The following is a 19,315-nucleotide window of genomic DNA, read 5'->3' as shown; positions in this document are numbered from 1 at the left end:
TTTATCATACTTGACCGGAAAAATACAAAAATGAAAGGAAAAAGAGAGCCTGTTGTCACAAGACTCTCTTTTAAATTCGTTATTCTCTTATTTGTCCTTGACCACGAATGACAAATTTTTCAGACGTTAAGGCTGGCAGACCCATTGGCCCTCTTGCATGAAGTTTTTGCGTACTAATTCCTATTTCCGCTCCATAGCCAAATTCAAATCCATCTGTGAAACGAGTAGAGGCATTATGATAAACAGCGGCAGCATCGACAGCTGTTAAGAAAAGGGCTGCATGCTCATCGTTTTCCGTAATGATCGCTTCAGAGTGCTTAGAGCTATATGTTTGAATATGCTGAATCGCTTGTTCTATGTTTTCTACAATTTTAATACTGACGATCGGTGCTAAAAACTCCGTTGCATAGTCCTCATTTGTCGCTAATGTAGCACTAGGAGCAAGCGCGCAAACGGCTTCATCACCGCGTATTTCTACCCCATTGGATTGAAGGGCTTCAAATAAGGAAGCACCGTAGTTGTTTGCCCATTTTTTATGAATGACAATGCTCTCGATCGCATTACAAACAGAAGGTCTTTGGGTTTTGGCATTCAGCACAATCCGCTCAGCCATTTCATTCTTCGCTGTTTCATCAATGTAGATATGACAATTTCCTGCACCTGTCTCAAGCACCGGCACAGTTGACTCTCTCACAACAAGATCAATTAAATTCTTCCCGCCGCGTGGAATGAGGACATCCAGGTATTCATTTAAGGTGAACAGCGTTTTCGCCGTTTCACGGCCAGTATCTTCAATCAATTGCACACTGTCTACTGGAATATCCGTCGTATGAAGCGCTTCATGAATCACCTTTACAATCGCTTTATTACTATGAATAGCAGAGGAGCTTCCGCGCAGAATCACAGCATTCCCAGTTTTCAAGCAAAGGGTCGCAGCATCGACTGTCACGTTTGGTCTTGCTTCATAAATCATTCCAACCGTTCCAAGCGGTACACGAACCTTTTCGATGAACAGACCGTTTTCTTTTTGAATGGTTTCTAACGTTTCACCAATTGGATCTTTTAGCTGAATGAGTTGAAGGGTCGCATCTGCAATGGCTTCAATTCTCTCTTCCGTGAGTGTAATCCGGTCAATGACAGATGGCGTGAACTGCTTTTCTTCAGCAGCCTGAACATCCTTTTGGTTCTCTTCTATTAAATAAGCTGAAGATGCTTTTAGTGCACTGGCAATGGCGTGCAGGGCAGCATTTTTTTGTTCCGTCGTTTTTAGAAGCAGCTGATCTTTGGCTGCACTTGCTTTTTTTGCTTTTTCAAGAACTTCATTCATCGTATTCCCTCCTCAGTTTTGTACATGCTGTACCCAGTGATCTCGGTGTATGACCTCAGGCTTCTCTTTTGCAAGCTCGTCACTTCGCATTCCTTTAATGCCGAGAAGCTCATCGGAGGCGTACAAGGTTTGTCCTTTACCAACTAATCCGTTTGGACCGACGACTTCTACGACTTCTCCTTTAGAAAAGTCACCAGCGACATCAATGACTCCTGCCGGAAGAAGGCTTCTGCCATTATGCAAAATCGCCGCTTCCGCTCCTGCATCAATCATGATCTTCCCAGAGACCGGTGAGTGGAATTGAATCCATTGACGGCGGTTGTTCACAGCTGATAAATCCTGTTCACCGATATACGTTCCGTCGCCTTGACCCGCAAGAATACGAAGAAGCTTGTCTTCTCCAGTGCCTGTGCCAATGAAGACTTTCACGCCAAGTGAAAGTGCCGTTTGTGCAGCAGACAGCTTCGATTTCATTCCGCCTGTTCCAACCTTTGAACCGGTGCTCTTTGCATATGAAAACAATTCTTCTGAAATGTGGGTCAGGACATCAAATCGCTTCGCCTCAGGATGCTCATTTGGATTTGCATCATAAAGGCCATTGATGTCTGTTAATATGATCAATTGGTCTGCATGGATTAATCCACTGACAAGAGCTGACAGCATGTCATTATCCCCAAAGGTAAGCTCCTCGATGGAGACTGAATCATTTTCGTTTATGATCGGCAAGATTTTTCTTTCAAGCAGCTCCATCATCGTTGCGTAAGCATTTCGATATCTTGTTCGATCTGAAAAGTCATTACGTGTTAAAAGCATTTGAGCAGGTGTCATATGAAACTGTGAAAAAAGCTCTGTATATTTCTGCATTAACAAACCCTGACCAACGGCAGCGGCTGCCTGTTTCCCCTTTAAGGTCACAGGTCTTGATGGATAGCCTAAACTGCCAAATCCTGCTGCAACGGCTCCTGATGAAATTAAAATGATTTCATGACCTGCTTCTTTGAGCTTTACTATGGCTCTTACATGATCCTGCATCTTTTGTTCATCAATGGCTCCTTTTTGCTCTGTTAATGAACTGCTGCCAATTTTTATGACGATCCTTTGCTTTTTCATCCTTGATTCCCTCCGCTATACCTTTAGGCACAAAAAAATCCCTATTTCTCCTTATGTAAAGGACGAAAAGGGATTTTCCGTGGTACCACCTTCATTGAATAAGCATGCGATCTGCTTATTCCACTCAACTCCTGTAACGCCAGGCACGCGCTTAGATTTTTCCTCTAAGGCTCAAAGGGCAGGTTCAGCAGCTGTCTGCGGCAAATGTTTCAGCACATCATTTGCTCTCTTTACGCATCAGTTCCTGCTTACTATTCCTTTTCAACGCTCGTTAATTTTTTTATATTATCACCAATTGCTAAAGAAAAGTCAAGCGGTCAATTAAAGACAATCGTTTTATTCTCATGAACAATAATGCGATCTTCAAGGTGCCATTTGACAGCACGTGCAAGCACACTGCGCTCAATTGTCCGGCCAATATTTTTTAGGGCTTCCGCATCATCCCGGTGATCGACCCGCTCAATATCCTGTTCAATGATCGGGCCTTCGTCTAAATCATTGGTGACATAATGAGAAGTCGCACCAATTAATTTGACTCCCCGCTCATATGCCCGCTTGTATGGGTTTGCACCAATAAACGCTGGCAGGAAGGAATGATGGATATTAATGATTTTGTTCGGATGCTCTTCAATGAATCCAGGCGTTAAAATTTGCATGTATCTAGCAAGCACAACCACATCAATGTCGTACTCTTCTAATAAGGCGAGCTGCTCTTTTTCAGCTTCTTTGCGAATGTCTTTGTTCGCCTTTACAAAATGGAATGGGATTCCAAGCGATTCTACTGTATCTTTTGCCGTTTCATGATTGCTGATCACAACTGCGATTTCAGCCATTAAATTTCCGCTTTGCCATTCCCACAGCAGCTCATGCAGACAATGAAGCTCTTTTGAGACAAAGATTGCCAGCTTTTTAAGCTCACTTGCACGCGACATGCTCCACGTCATTTGAAATGAGGCTGCGATTGGCTCAAAACTATTTTTCAATTGATCCATATTCGCCGAGATGTCTTTCCAATCAAATTCAATTCTTAAAAAGAACCTGCCGCTTTCATGATCGGTTGTGTATTGGCTCGATTCAATGATGTTCGCTCCGTGCTCAAATAAAAAGGAAGAAACAGCTGATACAATACCAGGCTGATCTGGGCAGCTGACAAGTAATCTGCCTTTTTGCTCGTGCTTTTGTCTGTGTAATTCAAGTTTCTCTGTAATCAATGTTCTCATGTATCATGACCTCATTTGCGTTTTCATTCTAATGAAATATTATACTGGACTGGAAAGAGAAAAAGCAATGAAGAGTCTATTTTTTATTGAATATTCATTCAATTCTGCACCTAGCGTGATATAATGTGAGTAGACCTTTTATCACAAAAGGAGTGATGGAGATGAAAAGCATGACTTTGTTTGGTAAAGTGAGCTTTTGGCTCGGCATCGTATGTCTGATCACAGGTATTTATCTTTTTATGGCCGGTGAGAGACTCATTCCTTTGCTCACATTTGGTGTCTGTTTTCTTCTAGTGAGTCAGCTTTACCGCAAAAATGAAAACGATTCCAATCATCATTCGATGTAACAAAAAAGGGCTAAAATGATTTTTATTTTAGCCCTTTTTCTTCTTTTTCAGCGTGATAGACAACCATTGCAGGCCTGACAAAGAATGTGTGGGTTTGTCTACATGCTGAGGCTGGCAGACAGATGACAGCCTTTTCTTATTCAATGATTTTTAACCCGACCGCCGCAGATAAAATCAGTGCGATAAAGAATATACGTTTTGCGTCCTTCGACTCACCGTAAAACAGCATGCCGACAATGGCTCCTCCAGCAGCTCCAATGCCAGTCCAAATGGCGTATGCCGTTCCCATCGGAATTGTATTCATCGCAAGAGAGAGCATGAGAAAGGACAGCGAAAATCCAGCTGCAATGAATAAAATCCATTTGACATGCCGGTCTTTCTGGAATTGATTCATCATGGTGACACAAAGCATTTCTAAAATGCCTGCACCAATGAGTAAAAGCCAGCTCATGATTCAGTCTCTCCTTTCTTTTCACCTGTGGTTAGTTTAAGCCCTAATACACCGCTTAAAAGCACCATGATTAAAAGTAATTTCACCAGCTGTACTGGCTCTCCCAGTACCATACCTACTATGACAGTACCTGCTGTCCCAAGTCCGGTGAAAACAGCATAAAGTGTGCCAACTGGCAGTACAGTCGTGGCTTTCAGGAGTAAATAAAAGCTGACGACAATACAAACGATGGTTGCGGCCCATTCCAATAAAGAGTCAGCATACTTCAACCCCATCACCCAGCCAACTTCAAAGATGGCTGCAATCAATACATTTCCCCATTTCATCCGATTCTCTTCCTTTCTGAACGATTCCAAGCAATAAAAAAAGCCCGGAAATCGATCGTTTGATCAAATCTCCCGGGCTTTTATCCCTCCGTGTCCATACGGTCTATTGTCTAGACCCTATGTGTTTTCTCTCGGTCCAGACTGCGCCACCCGCACGGAACCCTAGAAAACCATTTCTTAATAAGCAGATCTGACTTAAAGCAGATTCTGTGTGTCAAAATTGTATCACACCCCGAAATACCGGTCTACCGCTTTGCTTTCCACATGCAAATATACTTGTTAATTTTTCGAAAGAATTTTTATGGAGCCGCCGTATACTAAGTGTTAGAAGCAGGTCCACTGATAAAGAAGATTTGCGGGCTGTTCGCGTGCTGCGGACTGAAGGGAAATGAGCGTATATGACAATCCATTTATTTTTTATGACATTGACGATCAAGCGTAAATACAAGGACATGGAGACCGTACTTTACGAACAAGAAGTTGAAGCATTTTATGAAGAAATGAAACAGAAGCAGCTAAAATATATGAACTAAAACAGGAATGAGAAAAGGAGGAGATTGACATGTTTATGATGCTTGATTGTTCCTTAAAGCACGGATACGTCAATGATCACATCGCTGATATAATGAAATCAGATTGATGCGATGAACGTCCAACTTTAGGATGATGTATTTACAGATCATCCGTCGTACCCCAAACAATGCTGAAAAACATTTTATAGAAAATCAAGAGGTGGCTTCATATGATGATGACCGATGAACAAAAACATGAATTTTATCAAGCACTTGTTGACAAGAATCCGCAATATGACGGCACATTCTTTGCCTGTATTAAGACAACCGGTATCTTCTGTCATGCCACATGTACGGCCAGAAAGCCAAAATTTGAAAACTGTGAGTTTTTCTTTACAGCGGAGGAAGCACTGCTGGCAGGGTATCGCCCGTGCAAGCGCTGCACACCATTAACATACCCTAACAGCATTCCTGAAGAAGTCAAAACACTCGTTTCAGCAGTAGAAAAAAATCCTGAGAAACGCTGGAAGGAAGAGGACTTCCGCCAATTAGGGATTCACTCTGCCACAGCTCGAAGAAAGTTTAAAGACATTTACGGCATGACCTTTGTTCAATATGCAAGATCACGCCGAATGGGACTTGCCTTTAAAGAAATTTTGAACGGAAAAAAAGTAATCGATCAGCAGGTCACTTTCGGCTATGAATCTTCAAGTGCCTTCAATGATGCATTTACTAAAATCATGGGAAATCCCCCTAAAAAAGCGCAGATTCACATTCTCTATGCTAATTTTATTTCCACACCGATCGGGCGCATGATGAGTGTGACAGATGCCACACATGTGTATTTACTGGAATTTATGGACAGGCGGGGACTCGAAAAAGAAATTGAAACATTAAGAAAGAAGCATCATGCCCGCATTTTAGTTGGAGAAACAAACGTCCATCAGCAATTAGCAAAGGAATTGGCCTTATATTTTGAGAAAAAGCTGACCAAGTTTACTGTACCGCTTTCTTTACATGGCACCCCTTTTCAAATGAAGGTGTGGGACCAGCTCTCACGCATTCCAGCAGGCGAAACGAGATCCTATCGAGATCTAGCCACGAAACTAGGCGATCCGCATTTGGTTCGTGCCGTTGGTAATGCAAATGGTGCCAATCAATTGGCGATTATCATTCCCTGCCACCGCGTGATTCAAACAAGTGGTGAGCTTGGAGGCTACGGCGGAGGGATTGAACGGAAGAAATATTTGCTTCAGTTAGAACAGCGTGCATAAAAAAACGGCTCTGCTTATTCGGTAAGCGAGCCGTTTTCTCCGTTACGGGTGATGCTGTATACATCAATGATTTGGTCCCATTTTGAAATGGTTTTTTCTTTTTTCATGCCCATTTTTAAAGCGACCTTCACCGACGCTTCATTCTCAGGACGAATTAGGCTGACCATCCGTCTGACCTTCATTTCTTCAAATCCATAGGTAAGGCAGCCTTTTGCAGCCTCAGCAGCATAGCCATTCCCCCACGCCGCTTTCTTTAGCATATAGCCAATCTCAAGCTCGGTTTGTCCTTCAATGTTTTGCAGGACAATGCCGCTTTGTCCAAGTCGTTCATTTGTTTCTTTATCTTCAATGATCCATAGTGAGGTGTGGTACATGCGGTCATTTTTTTGATTCCATGCAATCCACTCTTTTGTCTGCTGTTCATCCTTCAAAGAAGGATAATACTTCATCACTTCTTCATCCTGGAACAGCTCGTCATATAAAAATGACGCATCATGTTCATTCATCGTTCTCAGTTTCAGGCGCTCTGTTTCAAATACTGTTCTTGTTTGAACTGTCATTAATGATCCCCCCTTTTTTACTTGCTAAAAATATCTCCGAACAATCCATTTGAATCTGGGGCAAAGTAATGGAAGCCCGCACCGGTTAAACTTGCAGCCAGCGCTGTCCACATCATTAAACTGACAGTCATCCACACCGCGACTTGCTTTCTTTTCGTTCCAAAGCTCATGCACATCAAGGCTGCTAAATGACTGCCGATGATAAAAGGTCCTATGAGTGCTAACCCAGGCAGACCGTATCGTTCCCAAATTTTTCTCGCCCGCAGCTGCTTTTTCTCTCCTTTTTCATCACCTTTTTCCTCTTTTCTTTTTAACCACCATGCTTTAAACCGGTCGACGAACACAATGAGAAGCAAGACTGTCAAAAAGTTGCCGATGAATCCAATCACAGCCGTTGTCACAGGATGCAGCCCACTTAAGATTGCGAATGGAACGACACCAATCACTTCAAAAAAAGGCAAGGCAGCCAATACAAAAACGAGTACATATCCCCATACAATATCCAAAAACAGAACCCCTTTTCATTTTTGTCCTCTCCCCATTGTAATGAAAAAGACAATTCCATTTCTACATTTTTTTAGAAAAAGAAAAGCACATCGGATAGGATGTGCTCAGTTTACATTCGTATTTTCATTTTTCTTATTTGTCCGGCGCAGTACAATGAATATAAGCCCTATTAAAATCACAATAGATAGCAGACTTTGCAGCAAAATCACACTTGGTGACGTCCAGCCAATCCATTCGAAGATGAGCTGCGGTCCGAAAAAGATAATCGGAATCAATGAAACGACATTAGCCTTTAAGATTGCATTAAATACAACGATACATAGCAGCATGAGCAAAATGACGCCCCACCTCTGGCCAGAAGTAAGGACAAGTAGTGGTGTGCCGACTTTTTGATCCAATAGTTTGATTGTGACCATCGCTGTCAGCTGAAAGATTCCTAACATCCAAAAGTAGAGAAATACCCGGCTGCTTGTTTGAAAGGCGGACGCTCTAAACATCACAATGATCATGATGACATTGGCCACTAAAACGAGCGGATATCCAATCAAAGCAAACCAAGAATAGGATAAGTTTTGGCTGATTGCATCTGCTAAAATCATGTAAAAAAGCGATCCAATTAAGAAAGCACTGACGAATGGCACCCAGTCTTTATGATTCCCTGACAGCTCTTTTGCCAGTTCATCAGCATAGCCCCGCGGATCTCCACCGAACACATCCTCACCTGTTTTCCCATCTTTTTCAGCCTCAACCGCATGTGCTGTCAGTTCGTCCATCAGCTCATCGATTTCACCCTGATTTTTTCCCTTTGATATGAGATAAAGTTGCAGCTCTAGTAGAATGTGTCTTGTTTCTTTTGATACCATAATCTCACTTCCCTTTTTGTAATAAGCGGTTTACATTTTTTGAAAGCTCATTCCAGCGGTCAATAAACTCTGTGAGCGCTTGTTCTCCCGCTTGTGTGAGCGTATAGTATTTCCTTTTCGGGCCGGTCGCTGACGCTTTTGTGACGGTGGTCACCAGCTGTTCCTTTTGCATACGCAGCAAAATCGGATAGATGCTGCCTTCACTTATTTGATCAAACCCATAATGCGCGAGCTTCTTCGTCATTTCATACCCATAAATTTCACCCTCAGAAATAATCGACAGCAGGCAGCCTTCTAAAATTCCTTTTAGCATTTGTGTGGATGTTGTCATGATTGTTCCTCCGATTCCAGTACCTTGCATCACAAGATAGCATTATCTTACCACACAGTATCTTGCCTTGCAAGATACTGGCACAGAAAAAAATCACCGCTTAAAGGGTGATTTTTACGCCCAAGGCTTATCTGTCCCAAGTGCGTCAGCAAGCGCCTTACTATGTTTTCGGCGGCTTTTTCTTTCCTCTGCCCGCTGCTTCGCTGTTTGATGAAGCATGATTTCTTCCTCTGTTTCCGGCATCACCTGCGGGACTCGTTTAGGCTTTCCGTTTTCATCTAATGAGACAAATGTCAGAAATGAAGTTGCTGCGAGTCTGCGCTCTCCAGACATCAAGTTTTCTTTAATGACTTTGACGAACACTTCCATAGAAGACGTACCCACCCATGTGACATAGGATTCCAAGCATACGGACTCCTTTTGTCCAATCGGCTCTAAAAAGTCAACAGAATCCATTGAAGCTGTGACCGTTTCACTGCGGCTGTGTCTTGCTGCCGAGATGGAGGCAATGTCATCTATATAACTCATTAATTTCCCGCCAAATAACGTTTGGTGGTTATTCGTATCGAGAGGGAACACCCTGCTTGTTTTAACAACTTTCGATTCCTTGCAGTATTTGAAATTTTCTTCACTCATCATCATAGCTCCTTCTTGCTGTTTTCGTGGATGCGGAACGACTTTTATTAAACACTATTCTTTTAGGTTTGTCTAAACTTTTTGCTTTAGTCTTATGTGAGAGATTTTCTTTCGGAAATGTTTCAACCATGGCTAGAAGAAGGAATAATAGAACTATGAATGAACAAGGAGGCCATTTAATGGATTCTATGAGAGCAGAGCAATTATACAAAATGCCGCAATGCATGAGTGAATACAACGATTTAGAAGAAGTTCTTTTATGCAGTCCTATTTATATGGAAATCAAACAAATTATTAACGAAACCCAGAAACATTTTGCGAAAGAAAATATTTCTCAAATGAAAGCAGTCGCTCAGCATAAGCAATTGATCCAAACCCTTAAAGATCATCAAGTACGGCCCATCCTGCTTCCGGCGAATGACCGCTTCCCTGAGCAAGTCTTCACTCGGGATATTGGGTTTACGATTGGACATACACTGTTTGTTTCAAGTATGGCCGCTCCGGTTCGGCAAGGGGAAGAACAATACCTAAAAGAATGGGCACAGGCAAAAGGGTGGTCAGCTGTCACTTTGACAGACGGAACGATTGAAGGCGGCGATGTGCTTGTGGATCAGAACCGTGTGTTTGTTGGCACGAGCAAAAGAACTAGTCCAGCCGCTATCTACCAGCTCAAAAAGGAGCTGCCGGATCATGACATCATTCCGATTCACCTTCCTCCTCACATTTTGCATCTTGATTGTGTGATGAATATTCTGTCTCATGACGAGATCATCATTTATCCTGAAGCGTTCAAGCAAAAGGATCTCGTGCGGCTCAAAACGTATTATGATTTGATTGAAATCAGCGAACAAGAGCAATTCACACTTGGACCAAATGTTTTATCCATTGGGCAGAAAAAAGTGATCAGCTTGCCCAGCAACCAAGAAACAAATGCTGCGTTAACCGCTCACGGATACACCGTTATTGAAGTGGACTTTTCTGAAATTATTAAATCCGGCGGCTCTTTCAGATGCTGCACATTGCCTATTCGGCGTTCATCTATTAAAAAAGCCAGCATGTAGAACAGCTTGTCTACTTGCTGGTTTTTGTCTAGCTTGTCCTATTTTCTATTATATAAATGACAGGCAACTTCATGTCCTTCTTCCACCGTTTGTAATGTCGGCTTTTTTTCAGCACACACATCCATCGCGGCAGGACATCTTGTTCGAAATACACAGCCGCTTGGCGGGTTCACTGGACTTGGAATTTCTCCTTTTAAAATAAACCTTTTGCGCTTGTCCTCTACGTCAGGATCTGGAATGGGGATTGCAGACAGCAAGGCTTGTGTATATGGGTGAAGCGGTGTTTGATATAGTGCATCACTGGTCGTCAATTCGACGAGATGACCTAAATACATGACACCGATCCGGTCACTAATATATTTCACCATTGACAAGTCATGTGCAATAAAGAGAAATGTTAATCCTTCCTCTTTTTGCAGTTTTTTCAGCAGATTCACGACCTGCGCTTGAACGGAGACGTCTAGTGCAGAAATCGGCTCATCTGCGACAATAAACTTTGGCGCTAAGGCAAGTGCTCTTGCAATGCCGATTCTCTGCCTCTGTCCTCCGCTAAATTCGTGCGGATAGCGGGTGGCAAAATCATAGCTTAATCCTACCGCTTCGAGCAGTTCTTTCACGCGGGCAATCCTTTTCTTTTGACTGCCATAAAGCTGATGAATCTCCATTGGCTCCAGCATAATATCTTTTACTGACAGTCTTGGATTTAACGAAGAATACGGGTCTTGAAAGACCATTTGCATTTGCCGGTTGAAATCAAATGATTCTTTTTTAGAAAGGTGGTGAAGACTTTTCCCTTCATATAAGGCTTCACCATCTGTTGGTTCATAAAGACGCATGAGCACTTTTCCAAGTGTGGATTTGCCGCAGCCAGACTCACCAACGAGACCAAAGGTTTCACCTTGTTTCAGCTGAAAAGAGACACCATCCAGCGCTTTTAAGGTTCTCCCTTTCGAAAGGTGAAAATGTTTTTTAAGGTTGTTTACTTGTAAAAGTGGTTCAACTGTCATGTATCGCTCCTCCTCTCACTTGGTAAATACCGCCTTGCACCTGCCCATTCCTTTTCATATGAAGTGCCAGAAAGGGAAAGAAGCTCAATTTGTCTGCCGGTTTTAGGCGAATGAAGCATCATCCCGTCCCCAGCGTAGATTCCTACATGGCGGACCGCTCCCTTTCCGTTTTCATTTGCAAAAAACAGCAAGTCGCCTTGTTCTAAATGGCTTGATGTAACCGGCGTTCCTTGAACTGCTTGGTCACTTGCGTCTCTCGGCAAAAGATATCCGCACGCTTTGTACATGCTGTAAGCAAAGCCTGAACAATCATAGCCAAAGCTGCTCATGCCTCCCCATAAATAAGAAAGGCCAATAAATTGTTTTCCTGCGTCTACGACATCTTTGCCGGTCATAGAGAAAGCTTGCGATACTGGGCGTACATCCGCTTTGTTGATTTCTCTTATTCCTAATGGCGTGACAACATGAAATTGATCATCTGTTTCTTTGGCGGCTGCCAGCTCTGTTAAAAAGCTAATCTCCATATCAGGTTCCCCGTTTTGATAGAGCGTGGCTTTTTTCTGACAAACGATAAGAGATGCAGCTGACGCACTTCCCTCTGTTACTTGTTTTAATTGCTCAGCAGGTATATAGCCTGGATAGCCTTGCGGATGTTTCCGGCTGGCCTGCTGTGGTATGACGACTTTCATCCAGCCATCTGTCTCTTCTAATCCAATCACTTGTCCGCCGAGCAGTACTTGAGATTGAATCAAATTTTCTTCACATAAAGCCAGCTTTTCTTCATATGTTTGCTGGTCAATCCATTCTTTGATGTTGATGGAGTCCTGAAGTACCTTTCGATCGATTTCTCGGGGAGACTGCGGCGCTGTCCAAACGTTAGCGACTGGAACCTTTGATTCGTATATCATCATGAGACTCCTTTCACCCCTTGAATGCCTAACCCATGATGCAGCGGTAAAAATATATCTTTTCCTTTGTACACGATTCCTCCGTCTATCATGTCCTCTTTCAGCATAAGCGGGGCATCAAAATCGCAGCGGGTGATATTCGGCTGGCTTGCGGCGAAATGTGCCGCTGCTGTAATGCCAAGCTTTGACTCAATCATACTGCCAACCATGCACTGAACACCGTATGCTTCGGCAAGGGCATTGATTTTTAATGCTTCTTTTATGCCGCCTGATTTCATTAATTTTAAATTGATCAGATCACAGCTTCTCGTTTCAAGCACCTTGATTGCATCATGAAAACTGAAAATGCTTTCGTCTGCCATGATCAATGGATCAACTGCTTCTGTCACACGGCGCAGACCTTCGATATCTTCTTTCGGCACTGGCTGTTCTACTAGTTCAATATTCAGCGCTTCCATTTTTCGAATGGCTGTGATCGCTTCCTTCCATGTCCAGCCCTGATTGGCGTCGAGCCTGATCTGAATGTCTGGCCCGACCTTTTCTCGAATCCGCTTGATCCGCTGTATATCCGTGTGTATATCATCTTTTCCTACTTTGATCTTTAACGTCTGAAAACCTTCGGCTGCGTATTGCTTCGCATCTTCCGCCATCTCAAGCGGCCGGTTTACACTGACCGTATAGTCGGTTTCAAGCTGATGACGATATCCGCCAAGGTATTGATAAAGCGGAAGTCCTGCCTGCTTTGCTAAGCCATCATAAATGGCCATATCGATTGCAGCTTTTGCGCTTGTATTGCTTGCGAGCACGCGGTTCATAGCAGAAAAGATTTGTTCATACTCTGCCAAGGAAACCCCGAGCAAAATGGGTCTGATCACTTCACAGATGGCATAGTCGATGCTTTCCAGCGTTTCTCCTGTAATCACCGATGTGGGAACTGCCTCTCCGTAGCTGACGTCACCTTGATCATATGTGATGATGACGATCAGAGATGCTGCGTCATACACCGTTCTTAAAGCGGTTTTGAAAGGCTTTTTTAGCGGTACACTCGTTCTGCATGTATGAACATCGACAATTTTCATTTGATCGCCTCTTTCGCTGCAACGCCTGGAGAAATGTGCAGTTTTTTCCCTGCGGCATCTAGTGCAGCCTGCACGCCCATCGGAAAGGCAAAGTTCGGTGATGAATGACCGATCCGAAAGCCGCCGAGTGCAGGTTTCTTTTGCGGCACAATATAGGTTTCCCACAGCTGTTCCAACGTTAAAGACTGGTCTTTCTTTTTTGGTTCACATTGATGAAAATCTCCAATGATGAATCCAGCCGCATCATCCAATTTTCCAGCAGAGGTGAGGTGCTGCATCATGCGATCGATTTTATAAGGCTCTTCGTCAATATCTTCAATGAACAACAGCTTTCCCTTCGTATCAATTTCAAAAGGTGTCCCAAGTGTTGTCACGATGAGGGCAAGATTCCCTCCTATGATGTCACCTGACACGGTGCCGGGGTAGAAGGTATGAAGAGGTGACAAGTGATGCGTATACGTAAAGGCCTTCGGCGTGAACAGCTGCAAAAAGGTATCCTTCGTATACGGATGAACCTCTTCAAGTCCCACATCAGAGGAAAGCATTGGACCATGAAAGGTCACAAGACCGGTCTGCTGCTGGATGGCCATATGTAAAAACGTAATGTCACTATAACCCCAAAAGATTTTTGGATTCCGGCGAATGAGGTCATAATCAATGGCTTCCGCAAGTCTTCCAGTTCCGTACCCTCCGCAGGCACAAATAACTGCTTTGACTTCTGGATCTTGAAACATGCCATGAAGATCTTCCACTCTTTCATGATCACGCCCTGCTAAATACCCGTACCGGGAATCGAGATACTTCCCTTTTTTCACCTTCAGCCCAAGGCTCTCTAAAAAGGCAATCCCTTTTGCTAATTTCAATTCATCAGGCGGGCTTGCTGGTGCGATAATCCCCACCGTATCCCCTGTTTGAAGCGCCGCTGGCAGCTGGTTCATGCCAATCCCCTCTTTCTCTTTATTTCTTACAATCTATGGGCATTTTCTCCATAACATGAACAAATAAAGGAAACAGACGCTTTTGTTCAAAGCGTCCTATATTGTTGACAAAGGGCTAAAATGATCTTTATTTTAGTCCTTTGTCTTCTATTCAGCGTGACCTGAAAACCTTTGCAGCCCTAGGAAGGACGAGCATCAGAGCGGAGCGAATTTGACATTCGTGAGCACCGAAGCGCAGGACTGACAGAGAATGCGAGGGTTTGTCCGCGTGCTGAGACGCTTTTGTTCAAAACGTCCGTGTCCCTCATTCCCTTCAATTACTCTCCATCTACTTGTGCCCATTTCAAATCGATATACCCAACAGGGTGGCGGACAATTCCCTTCACGCCCTCTTTTTGCAAATGAACTTGGTTATAAAAATGAATTGGAATGATCGGTGCTTCTTCAATGAGAAGTGCCTCTGCATCATGAAGGATGCTGTTTCTCTTTTGTTCATCTGCTTCCTGGCTCGCCTTTTTAATCAGCTGATCATAGGTGTCATTTGACCATCCAGTCCGGTTCATCGCATTCCCTGTTTGGAAGCTCTCTAGGAAATTGATCGGATCTGCATAGTCTGCTAAAAATGAACTTTGTGAGAATTGGAATTTCAGTGCCTTTTGATCTTCTGCAAATACATTGGCTTCCATGTTTGCAAGCTTCACGTCCACACCCAGCGCTTCTTTTAGTTGCTGCTGGATGGCTTCAGCTTTTTTCTTGTTCTCAGGCTTTGTGCTATATGTTAATGTGACGGGCGGCAGCTTTGAATAGTTCTCTTCTTTCAGCCCTTTTTCTAATAGCTTCGCAGCTTCACTCGTATCTTGTTTGACAAGATCACCGCCAGCTTCTCTGAAATCCTCACCCTTTGAATCTAGAATCCCCGGTGAAACGAAGGCGCGAGCTGGCTTCTCTTTATTTTTCGTTACATAATCCACGATATCTTGCGGATTGATCGCCATTTGTAAGGCTTTGCGAATGTTCTTATTTTGAAAAGGTTCCATGTTCACATTCAGACGATAAAAGAATAGTCCAGCCTGATCTTCAATTTGTACATCTTTATTTTTCAGCAAATTTTCACTTTGTTCTGCTGGAACGAAGGCAGTATCTAAATCTCCCGATTGATACATTTGATAATCAGTGTTTCGATCGCTGATCATCAGCCACTTTACCTGATCCAGCTTGACTGATTTTTTGTCCCAATACGTCTCACTTTTTTCCATAGTGAAGCTCTCATCATGCTTCCATTCTGTCAGCTGAAACGGTCCATTCCCAACAAAGGTTTTGGCATCCTTTGCCCAGTTTGGATCCTTCTCTGCTACCTTCTCATTGACAGGGAAAAAGGCAGGGTTTGCGGTCATATTTAAGAACGATTTCTGCGGGTATGCCAGTGTGACCTTTAGCGTTTTGTCATTTTCAGCACTGACTTTTACATCTTCTTTCTTTCCTTTTCCGCTGTTAAATGCCTCTCCGCCTTCAATCATGTAAGCTAAGAACGATGCAGAAGAGCCTGTTTTCGGATCAAGCAGACGCTTCCACGCATATTCAAAGTCACTCGCTTTCACTGGATCACCATTCGACCACTTGATGCCGTCTCTTAAATGAAATGTGTACGTTTTTCCATCCTCTGAAATCTCCCATTTTTCCGCCATTGCAGGAGATGGTTCGTGCTTTTCATTCAGTCTTGTTAATCCTTCCATTAAGTTATTCAGACCTTGCCACGATACATTATTAAAACCAATCGGCGGGTCAAATGACGTCGGTTCGTTTTCGTTATTTAAGGTTAATACTTTCTTTTCATTCTTGTTGCTTGATGATCCTTTACCTGCTTGCTCATTGGCTGTACATCCTGCGAGCAGCATGATGATGAACAAACAAACACTAATGATCCACCCTTTTTTTCTCATCAAAAACTCCCCCTTTGTGTTGAAGATAACATCGCTTGGTTCGCTCGCTCATCCTGGAGCCAGCAATGCACTGTATGAGTAGGTGATCGCTGCGTTTCGTGCGGCATGATATGATCACACACTTTCATGGCAGCCGGGCAGCGATCGGTATACGGACAGCCCTTTGGCGGTGCAAATAAATCAGGCGGGCTTCCTTCAATCGGAATCAGTTCATCTTTCATATCAAGTCTTGGAACGGATTGCAGGAGCCCTTTTGTATAAGGGTGCTGCGGACTGTAAAAAATATCTTGCCTTGTTCCGGTTTCAACTATTTTCCCTCCGTACATGACTGCTACCCGGTCGGCAACTTGGGCTACGACCCCTAAGTCGTGTGTGATTAAGATAATGGTAACCCCTGTTTTCCTCTGAATCTCTTTAAACAGTTCTAAAATTTGTGCCTGTATGGTCACATCAAGTGCGGTCGTCGGTTCATCTGCGATCAGCACCTTTGGCTCACAAATCAGTGCCATGGCAATCATGAGCCGCTGCCTCATTCCCCCGCTGAATTGGTGCGGGTATTGCTTTAATCTCTCCTTCGGCTGCGGAATACCAACCAAATCAAGCATCTGTATGGCGGCTTCTTTCACTTCTTTTTTCGTCAGCTTTTGATGCTCCTTCGCCGCCTCCATCAGCTGATCTCCTATTGTCAAGGTTGGGTTTAGTGCTGTCATCGGATCTTGGAAGATCATCGAAATATCGACACCTCGTATGGCGCGCATTTCTTTCTCAGATATTGAAAGCAAGTTGCGGTCTTGAAACCAGATTTCTCCCTGATCGACTTGCGCGCTGTATGCAGGCAGAAGCCTCATAATGCTTTGTGATGTCACACTTTTTCCGCAGCCTGATTCTCCCACAATGGCTAAGGTTTCTTTTTCATATACATCGACATTCACTCCGCGTACTGCTTGAACTGAACCGCCGTATGTCCGAAAGCTGACGTGCAGATCGATGATTTGTAGAACTTTTTTCAAAGCGCCATCACCTCTTCATCTTTGGATCAAGCGCATCTTGCAAGCCATCACCTAAATTGTTAAAGCAAAACATCGTAAGTGAAATAAAAAATGCCGGGAAAAATAAACGCCACCAATGTCCATTGTCTGACAGCACAGTCGGCAAAGCATCATTGGCCATCACGCCCCAGCTTGCAAATGGTGCTTGAATACCTAAACCGAGAAAGCTTAAGAACGCTTCAGCAAATATCGCGGTCGGCACAGTCAGGGTCATTTGGACGATAATCGGCCCCATCGTATTCGGCAGCAGGTTGCGGCGAATGATCCGCAGGCTTTTGGCACCAAAGGTCTTTGAGGCAAGGACATATTCCTGGCTTTTCAGCTGAAGAACCTGACCTCTCACAATTCTTGCCATTCCAATCCATCCGGTGACAGTGAGCGCTACAATAATGGTGACAAGCCCTGGCCCCATGAGCACCATCAATAAAATGACGACAAGTAAATAAGGAAGTCCGTAGAGCACCTCGACAATCCGCATCATGACATGGTCATAGCGTCCGCCTTTATAGCCGGCTATGCCCCCATAAATCACACCGATGGCAAAATCAATCAGGGCTGCCATGACACCCACAAATAACGAAATGCGTGCTCCGTACCAAGTGCGAGTAAACACATCTCGTCCAAGCTCATCTGTTCCAAACCAGTGAGCAGCTGAGGGCGGCAGATTTTGCATCGAAAGACGCTGCTCTGTCACACTATTTGGCGCAAGCAATGGGCCTAAGACTGCCATGACAAAAAGAAAAATCAGAACCGATAGACTAAACATCGCAAGCTTATTTTGCTTCAGCCGCCTCCATGTATCTGCCCAATAGGAAAGAGAGGGTCTTTTAATGGCATGGGCTTCTGTTTTCTTTTGCTCTCGTGGAGAAAACCATTCGTCCGGCACTTCAGGATGCCTGTTCGGTGGATCATGCTGAAGGTGTATACTCATGCCTTTCCTCCTTTCTGATGCAGCTGAATCCTTGGATCAAGGAGACGATACGCCACATCGACAATGAAGAGAAGTGTGATTAAAATAATGCTGTAAAAAACAGTGGTTCCCATGATGACAGGATAATCACGGTTGTTTATGCTCTCGACAAAGTATTTTCCCATTCCAGGAATGGCAAATATTTTTTCAATGACAAAACTTCCTGTTAAAATACTTGCGACAAGTGTTCCAAGAATGGTTACAACGGGTAAAAGTGCATTTCGAAGCGCATGTTTAAATACAATTTTAAAGGGAGAAAGTCCTTTTGCTTTGGCCGTACGGATATAGTCTTGCGACAGCACTTCAATCATGCTTGACCTCGTTAACCTGGCGATAATGGCCATTGGGCTGACAGCAAGGGCGATTGTAGGCAGCACCATATGCATTGGACTTGTCCACATCGCTGTAGGAAAGAGCTTCAAATTGACAGCAAGCTGCTGAATTAATAAGGTAGCAAAGATAAAGTTTGGAATGGATATACCGAATACAGCAATCGTCATGGCGATGTAATCAATCAAACCATTATGCCGGAGGGCAGCCATAACCCCTAGCAGGATACCAGAGATAACAGCAATCAATATTGAGATAAGACCAAGTTCTAATGAGACTGGGAAGCCTCTCGCCAATAGATCATTGACACTTTCAGAAGGCTTTTTAATGGAAGGACCAAAATCAAAGGTAACAATGGATTTTAAATAGATGACATATTGAACATAGAGTGGTTCGTCTAAGTGATAGTAGCTTTCGAGGTTTCGCTGGACGGTTTCGTTTGTATTTCGTTCTTCATTGAAAGGCGATCCTGGGATGACCTTCATTAAAATAAACGTTAAAGTCGTAATCGTTAAGATCGTGGCAATCATCGCAATAAAACGCTTGAGCAAAAAGCTGGCCATCTGCTG

22 protein-coding genes, 1 riboswitch and 1 other annotated feature are annotated in these 19,315 nt (G+C 43.6%); of the genes, 4 read left to right on the top strand and 18 right to left on the bottom strand.

Annotated elements, in window-relative coordinates:
- Positions 1-79: 79 nt before the first annotated feature.
- The 3 genes from MHB67_RS06250 to purU all read right to left on the bottom strand — a co-directional run bounded on the left by MHB67_RS06250 (position 80) and on the right by purU (position 3,657).
- Positions 80-1,327 carry a glutamate-5-semialdehyde dehydrogenase gene (locus MHB67_RS06250; RefSeq protein ID WP_286099060.1) on the bottom strand — a complete coding sequence of 416 codons (1,248 nt, stop codon included), beginning with the start codon at positions 1,325-1,327 and terminating at the stop codon, positions 80-82.
- 12 nt (positions 1,328-1,339) lie between these two features.
- Entirely contained in the window at positions 1,340-2,437 is a 1,098-nt protein-coding gene (proB, locus tag MHB67_RS06245; RefSeq protein WP_342492858.1) for a glutamate 5-kinase, read from the bottom strand.
- A 55-nt stretch (positions 2,438-2,492) separates the two neighbouring features.
- Positions 2,493-2,711 (bottom strand) — a binding site (T-box leader).
- A gap of 43 nt (positions 2,712-2,754) precedes the next feature.
- Positions 2,755-3,657 carry a formyltetrahydrofolate deformylase gene (gene purU, locus MHB67_RS06240; protein ID WP_024424638.1) on the bottom strand — a complete coding sequence of 301 codons (903 nt, stop codon included), beginning with the start codon at positions 3,655-3,657 and terminating at the stop codon, positions 2,755-2,757.
- Positions 3,658-3,818: 161 nt separating this feature from the next.
- Between purU and MHB67_RS06235 the strand changes: the two genes are divergently transcribed.
- Entirely contained in the window at positions 3,819-4,004 is a 186-nt protein-coding gene (locus MHB67_RS06235) for a hypothetical protein (protein WP_024424637.1), read from the top strand.
- A gap of 136 nt (positions 4,005-4,140) precedes the next feature.
- Here MHB67_RS06235 and MHB67_RS06230 read toward each other — a convergent pair whose 3' ends face one another.
- Together MHB67_RS06230 and MHB67_RS06225 are read right to left on the bottom strand one after the other, a co-directional pair.
- On the bottom strand, positions 4,141-4,455 hold the full coding sequence (locus MHB67_RS06230; protein ID WP_024424636.1) for a multidrug efflux SMR transporter: 315 nt from the start codon (positions 4,453-4,455) through the stop codon (positions 4,141-4,143).
- Complete coding sequence (locus tag MHB67_RS06225) at positions 4,452-4,781, bottom strand: multidrug efflux SMR transporter (RefSeq protein ID WP_025092310.1); 330 nt, start codon at positions 4,779-4,781, stop codon at positions 4,452-4,454. The genes MHB67_RS06230 and MHB67_RS06225 overlap by 4 nt, the downstream gene beginning before the upstream one ends.
- Positions 4,782-4,848: 67 nt before the next feature.
- A riboswitch (guanidine-I (ykkC/yxkD leader) is annotated at positions 4,849-4,958 on the bottom strand.
- Positions 4,959-5,179: 221 nt separating this feature from the next.
- On the opposite strand from MHB67_RS06225, the gene MHB67_RS06220 reads away from it, so the two are divergent.
- Positions 5,180-5,314, top strand: a complete 135-nt coding sequence (locus MHB67_RS06220) for a YrzI family small protein (RefSeq protein WP_073204910.1) — start codon at positions 5,180-5,182, stop codon at positions 5,312-5,314.
- A 209-nt stretch (positions 5,315-5,523) separates the two neighbouring features.
- Positions 5,524-6,567, top strand: coding sequence for a trifunctional transcriptional activator/DNA repair protein Ada/methylated-DNA--[protein]-cysteine S-methyltransferase (locus tag MHB67_RS06215; protein ID WP_025092309.1), 1,044 nt, complete (start codon positions 5,524-5,526; stop codon positions 6,565-6,567).
- 14 nt (positions 6,568-6,581) lie between these two features.
- Here the strand turns inward: MHB67_RS06215 and MHB67_RS06210 are convergent, their stop codons facing one another.
- From MHB67_RS06210 to MHB67_RS06190, 5 genes are all read right to left on the bottom strand, one after another.
- Complete coding sequence (locus tag MHB67_RS06210; RefSeq protein ID WP_024424633.1) at positions 6,582-7,127, bottom strand: GNAT family N-acetyltransferase; 546 nt, start codon at positions 7,125-7,127, stop codon at positions 6,582-6,584.
- Positions 7,128-7,144: 17 nt separating this feature from the next.
- Positions 7,145-7,633: a small multi-drug export protein gene (locus tag MHB67_RS06205; RefSeq protein ID WP_025092307.1), complete on the bottom strand. Its 489-nt coding sequence runs from the start codon at positions 7,631-7,633 to the stop codon at positions 7,145-7,147.
- Between the two features lie 105 nt (positions 7,634-7,738).
- Positions 7,739-8,497 (bottom strand): hypothetical protein, encoded by a 759-nt coding sequence (locus MHB67_RS06200; protein WP_198456772.1) that lies wholly within the window; start codon positions 8,495-8,497, stop codon positions 7,739-7,741.
- Positions 8,498-8,501: 4 nt separating this feature from the next.
- Positions 8,502-8,828 (bottom strand): PadR family transcriptional regulator, encoded by a 327-nt coding sequence (locus MHB67_RS06195; RefSeq protein WP_024424630.1) that lies wholly within the window; start codon positions 8,826-8,828, stop codon positions 8,502-8,504.
- A 114-nt stretch (positions 8,829-8,942) separates the two neighbouring features.
- Complete coding sequence (locus MHB67_RS06190; RefSeq protein ID WP_008346212.1) at positions 8,943-9,464, bottom strand: acyl-CoA thioesterase; 522 nt, start codon at positions 9,462-9,464, stop codon at positions 8,943-8,945.
- A 179-nt stretch (positions 9,465-9,643) separates the two neighbouring features.
- Between MHB67_RS06190 and MHB67_RS06185 the strand changes: the two genes are divergently transcribed.
- Positions 9,644-10,525 carry a dimethylarginine dimethylaminohydrolase family protein gene (locus MHB67_RS06185; RefSeq protein ID WP_103132221.1) on the top strand — a complete coding sequence of 294 codons (882 nt, stop codon included), beginning with the start codon at positions 9,644-9,646 and terminating at the stop codon, positions 10,523-10,525.
- Between the two features lie 38 nt (positions 10,526-10,563).
- On the opposite strand, the gene MHB67_RS06180 is transcribed toward MHB67_RS06185, so the two are convergent.
- From MHB67_RS06180 to MHB67_RS06145, 8 genes are all read right to left on the bottom strand, one after another.
- Positions 10,564-11,532, bottom strand: coding sequence for an oligopeptide/dipeptide ABC transporter ATP-binding protein (locus MHB67_RS06180; protein ID WP_044331824.1), 969 nt, complete (start codon positions 11,530-11,532; stop codon positions 10,564-10,566).
- Positions 11,529-12,440: a C40 family peptidase gene (locus MHB67_RS06175; protein ID WP_103132222.1), complete on the bottom strand. Its 912-nt coding sequence runs from the start codon at positions 12,438-12,440 to the stop codon at positions 11,529-11,531. The genes MHB67_RS06180 and MHB67_RS06175 overlap by 4 nt, the downstream gene beginning before the upstream one ends.
- Positions 12,440-13,519 carry a dipeptide epimerase gene (locus MHB67_RS06170; RefSeq protein WP_103132223.1) on the bottom strand — a complete coding sequence of 360 codons (1,080 nt, stop codon included), beginning with the start codon at positions 13,517-13,519 and terminating at the stop codon, positions 12,440-12,442. The genes MHB67_RS06175 and MHB67_RS06170 overlap by 1 nt, the downstream gene beginning before the upstream one ends.
- A complete protein-coding gene (locus MHB67_RS06165) occupies positions 13,516-14,457 on the bottom strand; it encodes an LD-carboxypeptidase (protein WP_103132224.1) in 942 nt (313 codons plus the stop codon). Before MHB67_RS06165 ends, MHB67_RS06170 begins: the two co-directional genes overlap by 4 nt.
- Positions 14,458-14,774: 317 nt before the next feature.
- Positions 14,775-16,397, bottom strand: a complete 1,623-nt coding sequence (locus MHB67_RS06160; protein ID WP_103132225.1) for a peptide ABC transporter substrate-binding protein — start codon at positions 16,395-16,397, stop codon at positions 14,775-14,777.
- A complete protein-coding gene (locus MHB67_RS06155; RefSeq protein WP_103132226.1) occupies positions 16,397-17,407 on the bottom strand; it encodes an ABC transporter ATP-binding protein in 1,011 nt (336 codons plus the stop codon). The genes MHB67_RS06160 and MHB67_RS06155 overlap by 1 nt, the downstream gene beginning before the upstream one ends.
- A 7-nt stretch (positions 17,408-17,414) precedes the next feature.
- Complete coding sequence (locus MHB67_RS06150) at positions 17,415-18,377, bottom strand: ABC transporter permease (protein ID WP_024424622.1); 963 nt, start codon at positions 18,375-18,377, stop codon at positions 17,415-17,417.
- A complete protein-coding gene (locus tag MHB67_RS06145; RefSeq protein WP_024424621.1) occupies positions 18,374-19,309 on the bottom strand; it encodes an ABC transporter permease in 936 nt (311 codons plus the stop codon). The genes MHB67_RS06150 and MHB67_RS06145 overlap by 4 nt, the downstream gene beginning before the upstream one ends.
- Positions 19,310-19,315 lie beyond the last annotated feature (6 nt).

The sequence above is a fragment of the Bacillus sp. FSL H8-0516 genome (assembly GCF_038635285.1).
GTDB classification, from domain to species: domain Bacteria; phylum Bacillota; class Bacilli; order Bacillales; family Bacillaceae; genus Bacillus; species Bacillus safensis.
Note: the sequence above shows the minus strand (reverse complement) of the source record. Positions and strands in the feature narration are given on the sequence as shown.